Consider the following 16723-nt stretch of genomic DNA (forward strand, 5'->3'; position numbering starts at 1 on the left):
GTGCGTGCACGGTCTGCGTCGTGCGTGGGACGCGCGCATGTCCCAGCCGCTCGCGACGACCCCGGCGCCCGCCGCCGCCGCGCTCCCCGACGCGCCGGCGCCGCTGGCGCACCGCCAGGTGCTGGTGGCGTTCAGCGGCCTCGTGCTGGTGATGCTGCTCGCCGCCCTCGACTCGACCATCGTCTCCACCGCGCTGCCGACGATCGTCAGCGAGCTCGGTGGCCTGGAGCGGCTGGCGTGGGTGGTGACCGCCTACCTGCTGGCGCAGACGGTCGTCACGCCCATCTACGGCAAGCTCGGCGACCTGTACGGCCGCAAGATCGTGCTGCAGTCGGCCGTCGTGATCTTCCTCGTCGGCTCGGCGCTCTGCGGGCTGAGTCAGAGCATGCTGCAGCTGGTGGCCTTCCGCGCGCTGCAGGGGATCGGCGGCGGAGGGCTCAACGTCACGACGCAGGCGATCGTCGGCGACATCGTCCCGCCGCGCGAGCGCGGGCGCTACCAGGGGATCTTCGGCGCCGTGTTCGGGCTGGCGAGCATCGCGGGCCCGCTGCTCGGCGGCTACTTCACGACGCACCTCTCGTGGCGCTGGATCTTCTACGTCAACCTGCCGGTCGGCGTCGCGGCGCTCGTCGTGCTGGCCGCGGTGCTGCCCGGGAGCCTGCGCCGCGTGCGGCATGCGATCGACTACGCGGGCGCGGCGCTGCTCGCGGTCGCGCTCAGCAGCCTCACGCTCATCGCCGACCTCGGAGGCACGACGCTCGGCTGGACGTCGGCGCCGATGCTCGCGCTGTACGCCGCCGCGGCGCTCGGCCTGGTCGCGTTCGTGACCGTGGAGCGCCGGGCGCCCGAGCCCGTGCTGCCGCCGCGCCTGTTCGGGCAGCGGACGTTCGTGGTCGCGACGACGGTGGGCCTCATCGTCGGCTTCGCGCTCTTCGGCTCGGTGACGTACTTCCCGCTCTTCCTGCAGGTCGTGAAGGGGGAGAGCCCGACGTCGTCCGGGCTGCACATGCTGCCGATGATGGGCGGCATGCTCGCGACGTCCATCGTCTCGGGGCAGGTCATCAGCCGCACGGGGAGCTACCGCCTCTTCCCGATCGCGGGCACGGGCGTGATGACGCTCGGGCTCTTCCTGCTCTCGCGCCTCGACGCGGGCAGCAGCACGACGACGGCGTCGCTGCTGATGCTCGTGCTGGGCACGGGGCTCGGGATGGTGATGCAGGTGCTGGTGATCGCGGTGCAGAACGCCGTGGACTACCGCGACCTGGGCGTCGCGACGTCCGGCGCCACGCTCTTCCGGCTCATCGGCGGCTCGCTCGGCACCGCGATCCTGGGCGCGGTGTTCGCCGGCCGCCTCGACGCGCACCTGGCGCGCGTGCTGCCGCCCGGCACGGAGGCCGAGGGGGCGCGGGCGCTGAGCGCGAGCGCGATCGCGGCGCTGCCGCCCGCGCTGCGCGACGCGTACGCGGGCGCCTTCGTGGCATCGCTGAACACGCTGTTCCTGGTCGCGGCGGTCACGTGCGCGTTCGCGTTCGCGCTCGCGTGGCTCCTGCCGGAGCGGCCGCTGCGCACGACGGTCGGCGCGAGCGCGGGCGACGCGGGCGAGCAGGCGGGCGAGGCGTTCGGGCGGCCGTCGGACGAGGACGCGGTCGTGGCGCGGCTGCAGGCGGCGCTGGCGCGCCTCGCCGACCGCGACGTGCAGCGGGTGCACATCGAGCGCATGGTGCAGCGGGCGGGCGACACGCTGAGCGCGCTCGCGGCCTGGCTGCTGGTGCGCGCCGCGCGCACGCCGGCCGAGGATCCGGTCGCGATCGCGCGCGGACGGCAGGTGGACGACGCGCGCACCTTCGCGGCGCTGGAGGAGCTGCGCGGGCGGGGGCTGGTGACCTTCGCCGGCGCGCCGGCTCCGGGCATGAGCGCACCCCACGTCACCGACGCGGGCTGCGCGCTGCTGGAGCGCCTGGAGGAGGCGCGCCACGCGCACCTGGCCGAGCTGGCGGCGGACTGGCACCCGGAGCGCAACGCCGACCTGGCCACGCTGCTGGTGGAGGCCGCGCGCGGCCTCGCGCCCGCTGACATCAACCGACGGAGCAGGGCATGGAGCTGACATGGAGCTGAGCGGCAACACGGTGCTCGTCACCGGCGGCGCGTCGGGGATCGGGCTGGCGGTGGCGCGCCGCTTCCTGGAGGCGGGGAGCCGCGTCGCGATCTGCGGGCGGCGCGAGGCCGCGCTGCGCGAGGCGGCGGCCGCACATCCGGGGCTCGTGACGCGCGCGTGCGACCTGGCGCGCGAGGAGGATCGCGTGGGCCTCGTGGAATGGGCGCTGGACGCGCTGCCCGGGCTCAACGTGCTGGTGAACAACGCGGGCATCCAGCGCCGCTTCCGACTGGCCGAGCCCGAGGCGTGGGCGGAGACGCGGCAGGAGCTGGCGATCAACCTCGATGCGCCCGTGCACCTCACGCTGCTGCTGCTCGCGCACCTGAAGGCGCAGCCGCGGGCGGCGATCGTGAACGTGACCTCGGGGCTCTCGTTCGTCCCGATGGCGAGCGCGCCCGTGTACGGTGCGACCAAGGCGGCGCTGCACTCGTTCACGCTCGCGCTGCGGCACCAGCTGGCGGACGACGCGCCGCACGGCCCGCAGGTGATCGAGATCATCCCACCGGCGGTGAACACGGACCTCGGCGGCGCCGGATTGCACACGTTCGGCGCGCCGCTCGACGCGTTCGCGGACGCGGTGATGGCGCGGCTGGCGGCCGGCGAGACGGAGATCGCCTACGGCACGGCGGAGGACCGCGCCCGCGCCGCGCACGCGGCGTTCGACGAGGCGTTCGCGCGCATCAACGGTCGGCCGCCCGGCTGACCGCGGCGCGTGGCGGGTGAGCGGTGGGCCACATCGTCGTGTGCCGCATCTCCTCCCCCTCGCGCGCCGCGGCCACGTCGGCCACCAGCCGCGCCACGAGCGCCGTCCAGCCGGTCTGGTGGCTCGCGCCCAGCCCGCGCCCGTCGTCGCCGTGGAAGTACTCGTGGAAGAGCACGAGGTCGCGCCAGTGCGGATCCTGCGCGAAGCGCCGGTCGGCCGCGAGGGCGGGGCGCACGCCGCTCGCGTCCGGGAGGAAGAGCGACGTGAGGCGGCGCCCCAGCTCGCGCGCGACCTCCAGCAGCGTGAGGTAGCGCCCGGAGCCGGTCGGGCACTCGACCGTCAGGTCGTCGCCGAAGAAGTGGTGGTAGCGCTCGAGCGCCTCGATGAGCAGGTAGTTCATCGGCATCCACACCGGCCCGCGCCAGTTGGAGTTGCCGCCGAACAGCCCCGTGGGCGACTCGCCGGGCGCGTACTCGACGCGGTGCTCCTGCCCGCCCGCCTGCAGGACGAACGGGTGCGCCGCATGGAAGCGCGACAGCGAGCGCACGCCGTACGGCGACAGGAATTCGTCCTCGTCCAGCAGGTAGCGCAGCACGCGCACCAGCCGCTCGCGCGGCGCGATCGCGAGCAGCCGCAGCGGATGCGCCGACGCGCCCACCGGCGCCATCGACGACACGTGGCGCGCGAGGGCAGGGCGGTTGGCGAGGAACCAGTTGGTGCGCCGCGCGAAGCGCGGCAGCCGCTCCATCAGCGCGTCGTCGAGGATCTCGCACGCGAACAGCGGGATCACGCCCACCATCGACCGCAGGCGCAGCGGGATCTCGGTCGAGCCGACGTGGATCTCGTCGTAGTAGAAGCCGTCGCGCTCGTCCCACAGGCCGTCCTGCCCGAACGTGTTCATCGCGTCGGCGATGGCGACGAAGTGCTCGAAGCACTTGGACGCGACGTCCTCGTACGCCGGGTTCTCCTGCGCCAGCTCGAGCGCGATCGCCAGCATCGTCGAGCAGTAGAACGCCATCCACGCGGTGCCGTCGGCCTGCTCCAGGCGGCCCATCAACGGCAGCGGCTTCGAGCGGTCGAACACCCCGATGTTGTCGAGCCCCAGGAAGCCGCCGGAGAAGAGGTGGTTGCCCTCCTCGTCCTTCCGGTTCACCCACCAGGTGAAGTTGATCAGCAGCTTGTGGAAGGCGCGCTCCAGGAAGCCGCGGTCACGCGCGCCGCGCGGTCCGGACATCTTGTAGACGCGCCAGCACGCCCACGCGTGCACGGGCGGGTTCACGTCTCCGAACGCGAACTCGTACGCGGGCACCTGGCCGTTGGGGTGCATGTACCACTCGCGCAGCAGGAGGAGCAGCTGCTCCTTCGCCAGCGCGACGTCCACGCCGCCCACCGCGACGGTGTGGAAGGCGAGGTCCCACGCCGCGTACCAGGGATACTCCCAGGTGTCGGGGACCATGAGGACGTCGCGGTTGTACAGGTGTCCCCAGTCGCCGTTGCGCACGCGGCGTCGCTCCGCCGCCGGCGCGGGGTGCGCGGGATCGCCCTCCAGCCACTCGCCGACGGCGAGGTGGAAGAACTGCTTGGACCAGAGCAGCCCGGCGTACGCCTGCCGCTGCACGCGCCGCTCCTCGTCGGTGGCGGCCGCCGGCGCGCGCGCGGCATGGAAGGCGTTGGCCTCCACCCGCCGCGCGTCGCACGTCGCGTCGACGAACGCGTCGACGTCGCCCGCGTCCGTGTCGCCGTCGCCGCGCAGCCGCAGGCGCACGGTCGCCTCGCCGCCCGCCGCGACGTGCAGCACGTGGTGCGCCGCGCACTTCGTTCCCGTCCGCGAGGGATTCACGGCGTCCCGATCGCCGTGCACCACGTACGCGTGGAACGCGTCCTTCACCCACGGCGTCGCGTTCGGCACGCCGAACAGCCGCGCGGTGTTGGTCTCGTTCTCGGTGAAGAGCAGCGCGGGGGCGGCGCCGTCGGGTCCCGCGCCCACCGCCAGCACGTGGCGGCCGAGCGACGCGTGGTCCGTCGTGACGATCCCTGGAGCGGTCGCGCGCAGCCCGGGCCGCGGCCAGTAGCCCTCGCCCGTGCGGCCCCACGCCCACGTGTTGCGGAACCAGAGCGTGGGCAGCAGGTGCAGCGTCGCGGCGTCGGGGCCACGGTTCGCCGCCGTGATCCGGATCGCCAGGTCGTCGGGGCCCGCCTTCGCGTACTCGACCTGCACGTCCCAGTAGCGGCTCTCGTCGAAGGCGCCGGTGTCGGCCAGCTCGTACTCCGGCTCGTGCCGCCCGCGCCGCGCGTTCTCCCGCACGAGCTCCGTGTACGGGAACGCGTGCTGCGGGTACTTGTAGAGCGCGCGCATGTACGCGTGCGTCGGCGTCGCGTCGAGGTACCAGTAGCACTCCTTCACGTCCTCGCCGTGGTTCCCCTCGGGGCCCGTGAGGCCGAACAGCCGCTCCTTGAGGATCGGGTCGCGCTCGTTCCACAGGGCGAGCCCGAAGCAGAGGCGGCACTGCCGGTCGCAGAAGCCCAGCAGCCCGTCCTCGCCCCAGCGGTAGGCGCGGCTGCGCGCGTGGTCGTGCGGGAAGTACTCCCAGCACTTGCCGTCGGGCGAGTAGTCCTCGCGCACGGTCGCCCACTGCCGCGCGGGGAGGTACGGCCCCCACCGCTTCCAGTTGCGGACGCGCTGCGCGTCCTCGTCCAGTCGGTCGTCCTCGGCGGTCCTCACGACGGTGAGTTATCCGCCGTCGCCACGCCCCGCCAGAGCAGGCGCAGCGCGGGCGCGCCGGCCTTGCTGGCGGTGGGCCGCCGCTTCACTGTTGGCACCTGCGCCGTTCGGCGCGCGCGGCCGGCACCCGATCGGGAGGGACGGTGGAGACGGGCACTGCGGAAGCGACGGCGGACGCGACGTACGACTACGACCTCGTCGTGATCGGCAGCGGGCCCGCCGGCCAGAAGGGGGCGATCGCGGCCGCCAAGCGGGGCGAGCGCGTCGCGATCGTCGACCGGCACGAGATGGTGGGCGGCGTCTGCCTGCACACGGGCACGATCCCCAGCAAGACGGTGCGCGAGGCGATCCTGCACCTGAGCGGCTTCCGCCAGCGCCTGCACTACGGCCGCGACTACGTCGTCAGCGAGCGCATCTCGGCCCGCGACCTCGCGCATCGCGTGCAGGCGGTGGTGACGCGCGAGGTGGAGGTCGTGCGCAACCAGCTCCGCCGCAACGGCGTGACCACGCTCGCCGGCACCGCGCGCTTCGTCGATCCGCACACCGTGGAGGTGACGGAGGCCGACGGCACCCCCGAGCGCGTCCGTGGCGCGCGCATCCTCATCGCCTGCGGCACGCGGGCCGCGCGCAGCCCGCAGATCCCGCTCGACGGCGTGCGCATCTTCGACGCCGACCAGCTGCCGGCGCTGGCCGAGCTGCCGCGCGAGCTGATCGTCGTCGGTGCGGGCGTGATCGGGCTGGAGTACGCGTCGATGTTCACCGCCCTCGACATCAAGGTGACGATCATCGACCAGCGGCCGACGCTGCTCGACTTCGTGGACCGCGAGCTGATCGAGGCGCTCGGCTACCACATGCGGCGGCGCGGCGCGACGTTCCGCCTGGGCGAGACGGTGGCGTCGGTCGGCGTCGACGCGCAGGGCCGCGTGGAGGCGGTGCTCGACAGCGGCAAGAAGGTGCGCGGGCAGGCGCTGCTCTACACGGTGGGCCGGCAGTCCAACGCCGACCTTCTGAACCTCGACGCGGCCGGCCTCACCGCCGACGCGCGCGGCCGCATCGCCGTCGACGAGTGCTACCGCACCGGCGTCCCGCACATCGCGGCGGCGGGCGACGTGATCGGCTTCCCGTCGCTCGCGTCGTCGTCGGCGGAGCAGGGCAGGCTGGCAAGCGCGCACCTGTTCGGCGCGCCGCGCCGCGCGACGCCGGCCGAGCTGCTGCCGTACGGCATCTACACGGTGCCCGAGATGTCGATGGTGGGGCGCACGGAGCAGGAGCTCACCGCCGCCCGCATCCCCTACGAGGTCGGCATCGCGAAGTACGAGGAGCTGGCGAAGGGCCAGATCGTCGGCGACGACACGGGGATGCTCAAGCTCCTCTTCGACCCGACGTCGCTGCGGCTGCTCGGCGTCCACGTGATCGGCGAGGGCGCGACGGAGCTGATCCACATCGGCCAGGCGGTGCTCGCCCTCGGCGGGACGATCGAGTACTTCCGCGACACGGTCTTCAACTACCCGACGCTGGCCGAGGCGTACAAGGTGGCGGCGCACGCGGGGCTGAACCGGCTCTGAAGGCAGGCGGGCGAAACCGAATGCGGTCCGGGCCCGTCGTGCCTCGGACCCACCGGCCCGGCCCGCCCCTCCCGCCTCCCCGCCGCGCATCATGGACCTCGCCATCCGTCACGTATCCAAGCGCTACCCGAACGGCGTCCAGGCGCTCGACGACGTCACCCTGACGATCCCGGTCGGCATGTACGGGCTGCTCGGCCCCAACGGCGCCGGCAAGTCCACGCTGATGCGGACCCTGGCCACGCTCCAGGAGCCGGACACGGGGACGATCACGCTCGGCGACATCGACGTCGTGCGGCAGAAGCAGGAGCTGCGGCAGACGCTCGGCTACCTGCCGCAGGAGTTCGGGGTCTACCCGAAGGTGAGCGCGGAGGCGCTGCTGGACCACTTCGCCGTCCTGAAGGGGATCACCGAGAAGGGGCCGCGCCGCGACACGGTGGAGGCGCTGCTGCGGCAGGTGAACCTCTGGGACGTGCGGAAGAAGAAGCTCGGCGGCTACTCGGGCGGCATGCGCCAGCGCTTCGGCGTCGCGGTCGCGCTGCTCGGCGACCCGCGACTCCTCATCGTCGACGAGCCCACCGCGGGCCTCGACCCGGCGGAGCGGGTACGCTTCCTCAACCTGCTGAGCGAGCTGGGTGAGAACAGCGTGGTGCTCCTCTCGACGCACATCGTCGAGGACGTGAGCGAGCTGTGCACGCGCATGGCGATCATCGACCGCGGGCGCATCCTGCTGGAGGCCGAGCCGCAGCAGGCGATCGACGACCTGCAGGGGCTCGTGTGGCGCCGCGTGATCGCGCGCGAGGAGCTGCCGGCGCTGGAGCGCGAGCAGCGCGTGATCTCGACCAAGCTGCTGGGCGGCCGCACGGTGGCGCACGTGTACGCCGAGGGCTCGCCGGGCGACGGCTTCGAGGCCGTGGAGGCGGACCTCAAGGACGTGTACTTCGCGACGATGGCCGGCCACGTGCGCACGGCGGGCGCCGGCGCGGGAGTGGGCGCGGCCGGATGAGTCGCTTCCGTGCGGTCCTGGCGTTCGAGATCGGACTGCACCTGAGGCGCCCCGCGACGTGGGCCGGCTTCGCGCTCCTCGCCGCGCTGGGCGTGCTGTTCGTGCTGGGCATGGGCGCGGACATGGGACGGCACGTGAACGCGCCGGCCGCGATCATGCTCAACACCTTCATCCTGGGGATGGTGGGGGTGCTCGTGACCGCGGCGCTGTGCGCGGACGCCGGCGCGCGCGACGCGCTGACGCGGATGCAGGCGCTCTTCCACACGACGCCGCTGCGGCGCGAGGAGTACCTCGCGGGGCGCTACCTGGGCGCCTTCGTCGTCAACGCGATCGTGCTGCTCGGCGCGCCGCTGGGGCTCGCGCTGGCGATGCTCTGGCCGGACTTCGATCCGTCGATGGTCGGGCCGTTCCGGCCGGCGTCGTACCTGCGCGCGTACGCGATCTTCCTGCTGCCCGGGCTCCTCGTCAACTCGGCGATCCTGTTCGGCGTCGCGGCGCTGACGCGGCGCGCGCTCGCGACGTACCTGGGCGTGGTGCTGCTCTACCTGGGCTACGCCGCCGCCGTCGGCGTGACGAGCGAGGTGCTGCAGCGGAGCACCGGCGCGCTGCTCGACCCGACGGGCGTCGTCGCCGTGCTCGAGACGATGCGCGACTGGAGCCCGGTCGAGCAGAACACGAATCCGGTGACGCTCCAGGGACCGCTGCTGGCGAACCGCGTGATCTGGGTCGCGGTGGGCCTCGCGGTGCTGGCGTTCACGTGGCTGCGCTTCCGCTTCGGCCACGACGCGCAGCGCGAGCGTCGGCGTCCGGCCGACGCGACGTCCGAGCCGCTCGAGCGCGTGGCGCACGTCGCGCCGCTGCGGCCGGCCCCCGCGCGGCGCGCGTTCGATCTCGTGGCGCAGGCGTGGCAGGCGATCGCCGTCGCGCGGCGCGCGTTCGCGGAGATCGTGCGCGGGCGCGAGTTCCAGCTGATCGTCGTCGCGCTCGCGCTGTTCGCGGTGTGGATGGGATGGGAGAGCGCCGCCGACCGCTTCGGCACGCCGGCGCTGCCGCTCACGGGCACCGTCGCGCGCTTCCTCGCCAGCAACCTGCTCGGGATCCCGATCGCCCTCGTCACGGCGTTCTACGCCGGCGAGCTGGTGTGGCGCGAGCGCGATGCGGGCCTCGCCGACATCGTCGACGCGACGCCCGTGGCCGACTGGGCGCCGCTCGCGGGCAAGACGCTCGCGCTGTGCGCGGCGCTCGCGATCCTGCAGGGCGCGCTGCTGCTGGCGGGCATCGCGCTGCAGGCGATCGGCGGCTGGTATCGCTTCGAGCTGGCGCTGTACGCGCAGATCCTGTTCGGGCTCCAGCTCGTCGACTACTGGCTGTTCGCCGTCGTCGCGATGCTCGTGCACGTGCTGGTGCACCAGAAGTACGTCGGGCACCTGCTCGCGGTGCTGTTCCACGCGGCGACGCTCTTCGCGGGCCGCTTCGGCCTGCGCCACCGGCTGCTGGTCTACGGCGCCGACACGGGCTGGGTCTACTCGGACCTCAGCGGCTTCGGGCCGTTCCTGCCGCCGTACCTGCTCATGAAGCTCTACTGGGTCGGGTGGGCGCTGCTGCTCGCGCTGCTCGCGAGCCTCCTCTGGGTGCGCGGCCGCGAGCCGACGCTGCGGCGCCGCCTCGCGCAGGCCCGCGCGCGCACCACGCGACGCACGCTGGTCGCCGCGTTCCCGGCGGTCGCGCTGGTGCTGATCGCGGGCGGCGTCGTGTTCCGCAACACGAACGTGCTCAACGCGTACGTCACGCCCCAGCAGGCGAACGCGATCCCGGCGGGCTACGAGCGGCTGTACCGGCGGTTCGAGGGGCGGCCGCAGCCCAAGATCGCGCACGTGCAGCTCCGCGTGGAGCTGTACCCCGCGGCGCGCCGCGTGGAGGCGCAGGGGCACTACGTGCTGGTGAACCGGTCCGCGCTACCCATCGACACGGTGCTGGTGCACCTGCGTTCTGGGATGCGCCCGCGCACGCTGGGGCTGGACCGCCCGGTGCGCGGCGTGGTCGCCGACACGCTGCACCACACCTGGCTCCACGCGCTCGCGCGGCCGCTGGCGCCCGGCGACTCGGTGCGCCTGCGCTTCGATCTCGCCTACGCGCCCGGCGCCTTCCGCCACGACGGCGCGGTGACGGCCGTCGTCGAGAACGGCACCTTCGTCGAGCGCGAGTGGTTCCCGAACGTGGGCTACCAGCGTGGCGCGGAGCTCGACGACCCGACGGCGCGGCGCGCGCAGGGGCTGCCGCCGCGCGCGCCGCGCCCGCCCGCGACGGACCTCGCGGCGCGCATGCACGCGGGCAGCTCGTCGGACGCGGACCTCGTCACCTTCGACGCCGTCGTGGGCACGGCCGGCGACCAGATCGCCGCGACGTCGGGCACGCTGCAGCGGAGCTGGACGCAGGGCGACCGCCGCTACTTCCACTACCGCTCGCCCGTGCCCACCGCGAACACGTGGGCGGTGCTCTCGGCGCGCTACGCGGTGCGCGAGTCGCGCCGCGCCGGCGTGCGCGTGCAGGTGCTGCACCATCCGGCGCACACGCGGAACGTCGACCGCATCCTCGGCGCGGCGGAGCGGTCGCTGGCGTACTACGCGCGCGAGTTCGGCCCCAACCCGTGGGGCGAGGTGCGCATCGCCGAGTTCCCGCGCTACTCGATGCGCGCCTCGGCGTTCCCGAACCTGGTCGCGCACTCGGAGTCGTTCGGCTTCGTGGCGCGCGTGCGCGACGACGCGGGCGACCTGGACACGCCGCTGCTGGTGACCGCGCACGAGCTGGCGCACCAGTGGTGGGGCGGGCAGATCATGCCCGCGAACGTGCTCGGCCGGCAGGTGCTCACCGAGACGCTCGCGAACTACTCCGCGACCGCCATCCTGCAGCAGGCGCACGGCGACGAGGCGGTGCGGCGGTTCCGGCAGCTGATGCTCATCGAGTACCTGAACCGCCGCGGGAGCGGCGATCAGCCGCTGCTGACCACCGGCGACAACGACAACGTCCACTACCGCAAGGGTGCGGTCGCGATGTGGACGCTGCGCCACTACCTGGGCGAGGCGCGGCTCAACGCGGCGCTGCGCGCGCTGGTCGCGAAGCACGGCAACGCCGGGCCGCCGTACCCGACGACGCTCGACCTGCGGCGCGAGCTGCGCGCGGTGACGCCGGACTCGCTGCAGTGGCTGCTGGTCGACCTGCTGGACACGATCACGATCTGGGACCTGCGCGCCAGCGCCGCGCGCGCGACGCCACTCGGCGACGGGCGGTGGCGGGTGGCGCTGGAGGTCGAGGCGGGGAAGGCGCGCGTGGACAGCGTGGGCAGCCACACGCCCGTCCCCATGCCGGACGACCTGGTGGAGATCGTCGTCTACGGCGCCGACGCGCACGCGCCGCTGTACCGCGCGATGCACCGTATTGGCACCGGCACGCGCACGGTGACCGTGGACGTCGCGGGCGAGCCGAAGCGCGCGGGCGTCGATCCCGACTGGCTGCTGATCCCGCGGCGCGGCGACGACCTGTCGGACAACGTGCGCGACGTGGTGCTCGCCCCGCGCTAGGCGCGCGCGCGACGGCCGGGCACGGCCGACGCGGATTTTCGCTACAGAATTCCGGCGGCGTGACGAAACTCTGACGGCGAATCGCAGCAGAGTGGCAGCGCCACGCCCGCCGGCCCGGATGCCGGCACCCGCGCCGCGCGGAACCCGCGGTGCAGCACCTGACCGAGCTCCACGCATGATCTCTCCCGTCGCCTGGCTCGACTCGCGCCCGCTGCCGAGCAAGCTGGTGATCGCCGTGCTCCCCGCGCTCGTGCTGAGCGTGGGGGGAGCCATCGCCGCCGCGCGGAAGGCGCCCGAGATCGCCGCGCCGCTCGCGGCGACGGCGCTCGCCGTGTTCGTCGTGGGCGTCGGCACCGCCTGGTGGACCGGCCGCCGGCTCGCGCGCGACCTGGGCGAGGTGTGCGACCGGCTCGCGCGCCTCGATCGCGTCTGCATCACCGGGCTGGAGACGTCGCTCGTGGCGATGGGCGCGGGCGACCTGACGCACGGCGTCACGCCGACGACGCGCCTGCTCGAGTCGACGCGCGGCGACGAGGTGGGCGACCTCGCGCGCGTGGTGGACGGCGTGATCGGCCGCGCGCAGCGCACGCTCGGCGCGTACGACGCCACGCGCGCCACGATCCAGGCGGTGCTCGCCGAGGTGCGCGGGCTGCAGGTGGAGGCGGAGGCGGGGCGCCTGTCGACGCGCGCCGACGCCGCGCGGCACCGTGGGACCTACGCGGCGCTGATCGCCGGCATGAACGCGACGCTCGACGCGGTGACGGGCCCGATGCAGGCGACCGCGTCGGTGCTCGCGCGCGTCGCCGATCACGACCTCTCGGCGCGCGTGGAGGGGGAGTTCGCCGGCGAGCACGCCGTGATCCAGGGCGCCGTGAATCGCGCGCTGGCGACGCTGAGCGACAGCCTGCAGCTGGCCGGCACGGCCGGCGAGCGCGTGGCCGGCGCGAGCGAGCAGATCGCCGCCGGCTCGGGCGCGCTCTCCGAGGACATCGCGCGTCAGGCCGCGGGCCTCGAGGAGGTCTCGGCGAGCCTGCAGCAGCTCAGCGCCGGCGCCGCCGCGAACGCCTCGCAGGCCGACGGGGCGCGCCAGCTCGCCGAGGACACGCGCGCGCGCACGGCCGAGGGCGTGGCGCAGATGGAGCGCCTCCGCGAGACCGTGGGGCAGATCAAGCAGCACAGCGACGACACGGGGCGCATCGTCAGGACGATCGACGAGATCGCGTTCCAGACGAACCTCCTCGCGCTGAACGCGGCGGTGGAGGCGGCGCGCGCCGGCGACGCGGGCCGCGGCTTCGCCGTCGTGGCCGAGGAGGTCCGCGCGCTCGCGCTGCGTAGCGCGGAGGCGGCACGGCAGACGCACGCGCTGCTGGAGGCGAGCGCGCAGCGCGCCGGTCAGGGGGTGACGCTGGCGGGCGACGTCCGCGCGCGCCTGGACGCCATCGACCGCGCGGTGAGCGGCGTCGCGCAGACGCTCGCCGACCTCGCGTCGGCCAGCGGCGCGCAGCACGACGGCGTGGCCCAGATCGATGCCGCGGTAGCGGCGCTCAACGAGCTGACGCAGCGCTCCGCCGCGACCACCGAGGAGAGCGCGGCCGCCGCGCGCGCGCTGGCCGGCGAGGCCGCGCAGCTGCAGACGTCGGTGGCGTCGTTCACGCTCGGCGCGTCCGGGGCGCCACGGCCGGACGGCCAGCTACCCGTGGCCTTCCGGCGCGAGCGCCGGCGGTCGGTCTTCACGCCGAACTGACGGCGGCGCTGCGGCCCGCCTGGTGACACAGGAGGCGGGCTCGTACATTCGGCGCTCCGCGTTCCCGGCCGCGTCGCGCGGCCCAGTCCGAGCCGCACCCTGGAGCACGCATGAAGGAATTCCTCTACTCCGCCGGCGTGAACATCGCCGGGACCATCGGTGTCCGTTGGGGCCAGCGCCGCGACCTGTCCAACGACGAGGCTGACGCGTTCATCGCCATCGTGCGCTCGCACCTCGACCAGCTGAAGATGATGCCGCTGGGCGACGAGCTGCTGACGGCGATCGGGCAGAGCGGGCGCCGCGTGACCATCTTCGCCTGCGATCCCGCGTACGCGTCGAAGGGGAGCGTCACGCTGATGGAGCAGCAGGACGCGGCCAACGACCTGGCGCGCATGATCAAGCCCTTCCGCGCGCCCGACGAGAAGCTGGTGGCCGCGATCCACAAGGACGAGGCGAAGCGGAACGCCTTCGTCACGGCCGCGCCGAAGACGCTGCAGTCGAGCGGCGCGCCGATGATGGGCGGGCACCGCGCGGCGCCCAACCCGGCGCCGAACGGCCCGATGATCGGCGGCCACCGGCCGCCCGCCGTCACGACGAAGTCGATCTACTCGGCGGAGCTGAGCGCGATCCTCGACCGGGCGTCGCCGACGCTGTCGCGCGCGCAGGTGGCGAAGCTGGCGGGCCGCACGCCCGACGAGCTGGCGCAGATGGAGGCCGGGACGCTCGCGATCGACAACGACACGTACTACCGGCTCGCGTTCACGCTCTACGAGTGGCTGACGCCCGGCAAGGGCGTGAACACCGTGATCCGCTACGTCACGACGATCACGGACTTCGACAAGAAGAAGAGCGACATCTCGTGCATCGTGCTGGGGCACGAGCTGATCCACGCGTGGCGCATGATGACCGGTCGCCGCATCGTGCCCAGCGGGTGGGAGGAGGAGGCAATGACCACCGGCATCCCGCCGTTCGTGAACTTCAAGTTCACCGAGAACAAGCTGCGCATGCAGTGCGGGATGCCCCTGCGCGCGCACTACAACTCGGACCCGAACTACAACTCGAAGCACATGGCGGTGCAGCACTTCGCGCTGCGCAACGCGTACCAGGGCTGCGGCGAGCTGGCGGCGACGTGACGCGCTGAGGTCCGGAGACGCGAAGCGGGGCGGCCAGTCGGCCGCCCCGCTTCGTTCGTCCCTCCGTCGCCGGCGTGGCTCAGCGCGCGAGCTCGCGCACCGCCTCGGTCAGCATGCGGACCTTCGCCGCGTCCGACGAGCCGGCCGCGTCGCCCTCGAGCGCCGTCGCGAGCGTCGTCAGCGCGCCCTGGCGCTGCGCGCCCGACGCCGACTCGGCGCCCGCGAGCGCCTGCCGCACGGCCGTGAGCCGCGCGCCCGACAGCCCCTTCGAGCGCTCCAGCTGGTCGACGAACGCGCGCGCCTTCGCGAAGCTCGCCGGCCACACGATCTTCGGCTGGCCCTGCGCGTTCAGGTAGTCCAGGTGGACCGTCTTCGCCGCGTCGATCTCGTTCTGCGACACGAACGCGCTCGGCGTGAGCTCGAAGATGTCGAGGCCGCGCGAGATCTCGGAGCTGACGATCGAGCCGTTGTACCAGTAGACCGACCACGAGCCGCCGTTGCCCATGCGGTTCGCGTCGACCGGGCCGCGGTCGTGGAACGCGATCTCGGTCGGGTGGCGGATGTCGGTGAAGTCCACCACCGAGATGCCGCCCTGGTACCACGACTGCACCATGACGTCGCGGCCCGGGATCGGGATCAGCGAGCCGTTGTGCGCGACGCAGTTCTCGTTGCTCGTCTGCGCGGCCGGGAGCTTCCAGTAGCTCTGGAACTCCATCTTGCGGTCCTTCAGCGTGAAGTACGCGTTCGCGCCCCACGTCTTGGGATCGCTGGCGCGGCACTTCGGCTGGCTGCCGCCGCCCCACTCGTCGGTGAAGAGGATCTTCGTGCCGTCGTTGTTGAACGTCGCCGAGTGCCAGTACGAGAAGTTCGAGTCGGCGACGGCGCCGATGCGCACCGGGTTGGCCGGGTTGCTGATGTCGAGCAGCAGGCCGTAGCCCTCGCACGCGCCGCCCGCGAGCCCGATGGCCGGGTACACGGTGATGTCGTGGCACTGCGTCGGGCCGGTGCGCGGGCCGCGCCCGCCGAACAGGCGCGCCATCATGCTCGGCAGCGCCGCGCGCAGCGCCGCGCTGTCCGCCGCCGTGGGATCGCCGCTGCCGCCGCGCGCCCGCACGATGCTGTCGAGCATCGGGCGCGTCTGCTGCGCGCGCAGCGCGCGCTCCGTGCCGTTCACGGTCACGATGAAGTCCCCGCGCGCCCGCGCCGCGGCGAGCGCCTGCGCGGCCGCCGTCACGTCCTCCGGCGCGGCGCCGTGCGTCGGCGGCGCGGCGAGGTCGTTGAAGATGCGCGGCGAGCTGACGATCGCCGCCGCCGCCGGGTTGGCCACGGGGACCTTGATCACCTCGATGCGGAAGAGCGCCGAGTTGGGGTCCTTGTCGGGCGTCTCGCTCACGCAGCCCGGCAGCTCCTCCGCCGAGCGCACGCCGGCCGAGCCCGAGATGTACACGTAGATGTTCTCCGTGTCCTTCGGGTCGACGAGCACGGTGTGCGTGTGCGAGCCGCGGCACGTCTGCACGTTGCCGACGTTGCGCGGGTTCTTGATGTCGCTGATGTCGAAGATGCGCAGGCCGCGCAGGCGGTCCTTGCTCACCGCCTGCTGCACGCCGCCGCCGCCGCAGTCGAGGCGCCCGGTGAGGCCCTCGCCCGAGACGAAGAGCAGGTTCTTGTAGACCGAGACGTCGCTCTGCGACGCCGGGCAGTAGTACGCGGTCGTGAGCTGCGGGCGGGCGGGGTTGGAGATGTCCCACACCTGCCAGCCGTTGTAGTTGCCCTGGATCGCGTAGTTGCCGGTGAACGCGAGGTCCGAGTTGGTGACCCCCGCGAAGCGCTCGGATGGCTGCGACTTGGACACCACGCGCAGGTTCCACGCGGCCTCCTCGGCGTCGTGGAGGCCGGCGCGCAGGCCGACGCGCGGATCCGGCCGCGGCGCCGCGGCCGACGCGCTGCCGCCGGTGGCGGCAGCGGCGCCGGTGCCGGCCGTCGCGCTCGCGCACGCGCCCAGCGCCAGCGCGCCGAGGGCGAGCGACAGCGACGGCAGGAGTCGGGCCGGCCGCGTGGCGGATCGGCGGGGAGGGAGCACGTGCACCATGTGGGGGTCCGGTGTCATGGGGGTGGGGCGG

The 16723-nt window shown here is 73.6% G+C and carries 9 protein-coding genes; 7 read left to right on the top strand and 2 right to left on the bottom strand.

Annotated features, from left to right (window positions below):
• The first annotated feature begins 37 nt into the window (after positions 1 to 37).
• Together rosag_RS21585 and rosag_RS21590 are read left to right on the top strand one after the other, a co-directional pair.
• The gene (locus rosag_RS21585) at positions 38 to 2104 is read left to right on the top strand and encodes an MDR family MFS transporter (RefSeq protein ID WP_284352248.1); all 2067 of its coding nucleotides are present in this window, start codon (positions 38 to 40) and stop codon (positions 2102 to 2104) included.
• A 1-nt stretch (position 2105) separates the two neighbouring features.
• Complete coding sequence (locus tag rosag_RS21590; RefSeq protein ID WP_284352249.1) at positions 2106 to 2858, top strand: SDR family oxidoreductase; 753 nt, start codon at positions 2106 to 2108, stop codon at positions 2856 to 2858.
• Here rosag_RS21590 and rosag_RS21595 read toward each other — a convergent pair.
• A complete protein-coding gene (locus rosag_RS21595; RefSeq protein ID WP_284352250.1) occupies positions 2836 to 5580 on the bottom strand; it encodes an MGH1-like glycoside hydrolase domain-containing protein in 2745 nt (914 codons plus the stop codon). The genes rosag_RS21590 and rosag_RS21595 overlap by 23 nt on opposite strands.
• A gap of 143 nt (positions 5581 to 5723) precedes the next feature.
• On the opposite strand from rosag_RS21595, the gene sthA reads away from it, so the two are divergent.
• The 5 genes from sthA to rosag_RS21620 all read left to right on the top strand — a co-directional run bounded on the left by sthA (position 5724) and on the right by rosag_RS21620 (position 14603).
• Entirely contained in the window at positions 5724 to 7145 is a 1422-nt protein-coding gene (gene sthA, locus rosag_RS21600) for a Si-specific NAD(P)(+) transhydrogenase (RefSeq protein ID WP_284352251.1), read from the top strand.
• A 91-nt stretch (positions 7146 to 7236) separates the two neighbouring features.
• Positions 7237 to 8148, top strand: a complete 912-nt coding sequence (locus rosag_RS21605) for an ABC transporter ATP-binding protein (protein WP_284352252.1) — start codon at positions 7237 to 7239, stop codon at positions 8146 to 8148.
• On the top strand, positions 8145 to 11726 hold the full coding sequence (locus rosag_RS21610; protein WP_284352253.1) for a M1 family aminopeptidase: 3582 nt from the start codon (positions 8145 to 8147) through the stop codon (positions 11724 to 11726). Before rosag_RS21605 ends, rosag_RS21610 begins: the two co-directional genes overlap by 4 nt.
• Before the next feature lie 175 nt (positions 11727 to 11901).
• A complete protein-coding gene (locus rosag_RS21615) occupies positions 11902 to 13470 on the top strand; it encodes a methyl-accepting chemotaxis protein (RefSeq protein WP_284352254.1) in 1569 nt (522 codons plus the stop codon).
• A gap of 110 nt (positions 13471 to 13580) precedes the next feature.
• Complete coding sequence (locus rosag_RS21620; protein ID WP_284352255.1) at positions 13581 to 14603, top strand: M91 family zinc metallopeptidase; 1023 nt, start codon at positions 13581 to 13583, stop codon at positions 14601 to 14603.
• Between the two features lie 79 nt (positions 14604 to 14682).
• On the opposite strand, the gene rosag_RS21625 is transcribed toward rosag_RS21620, so the two are convergent.
• The gene (locus tag rosag_RS21625) at positions 14683 to 16710 is read right to left on the bottom strand and encodes an LVIVD repeat-containing protein (RefSeq protein ID WP_284352256.1); all 2028 of its coding nucleotides are present in this window, start codon (positions 16708 to 16710) and stop codon (positions 14683 to 14685) included.
• Between the last annotated feature and the right edge of the window lie 13 nt (positions 16711 to 16723).

Source organism: Roseisolibacter agri, from assembly GCF_030159095.1.
Taxonomy (GTDB): domain Bacteria; phylum Gemmatimonadota; class Gemmatimonadetes; order Gemmatimonadales; family Gemmatimonadaceae; genus Roseisolibacter; species Roseisolibacter agri.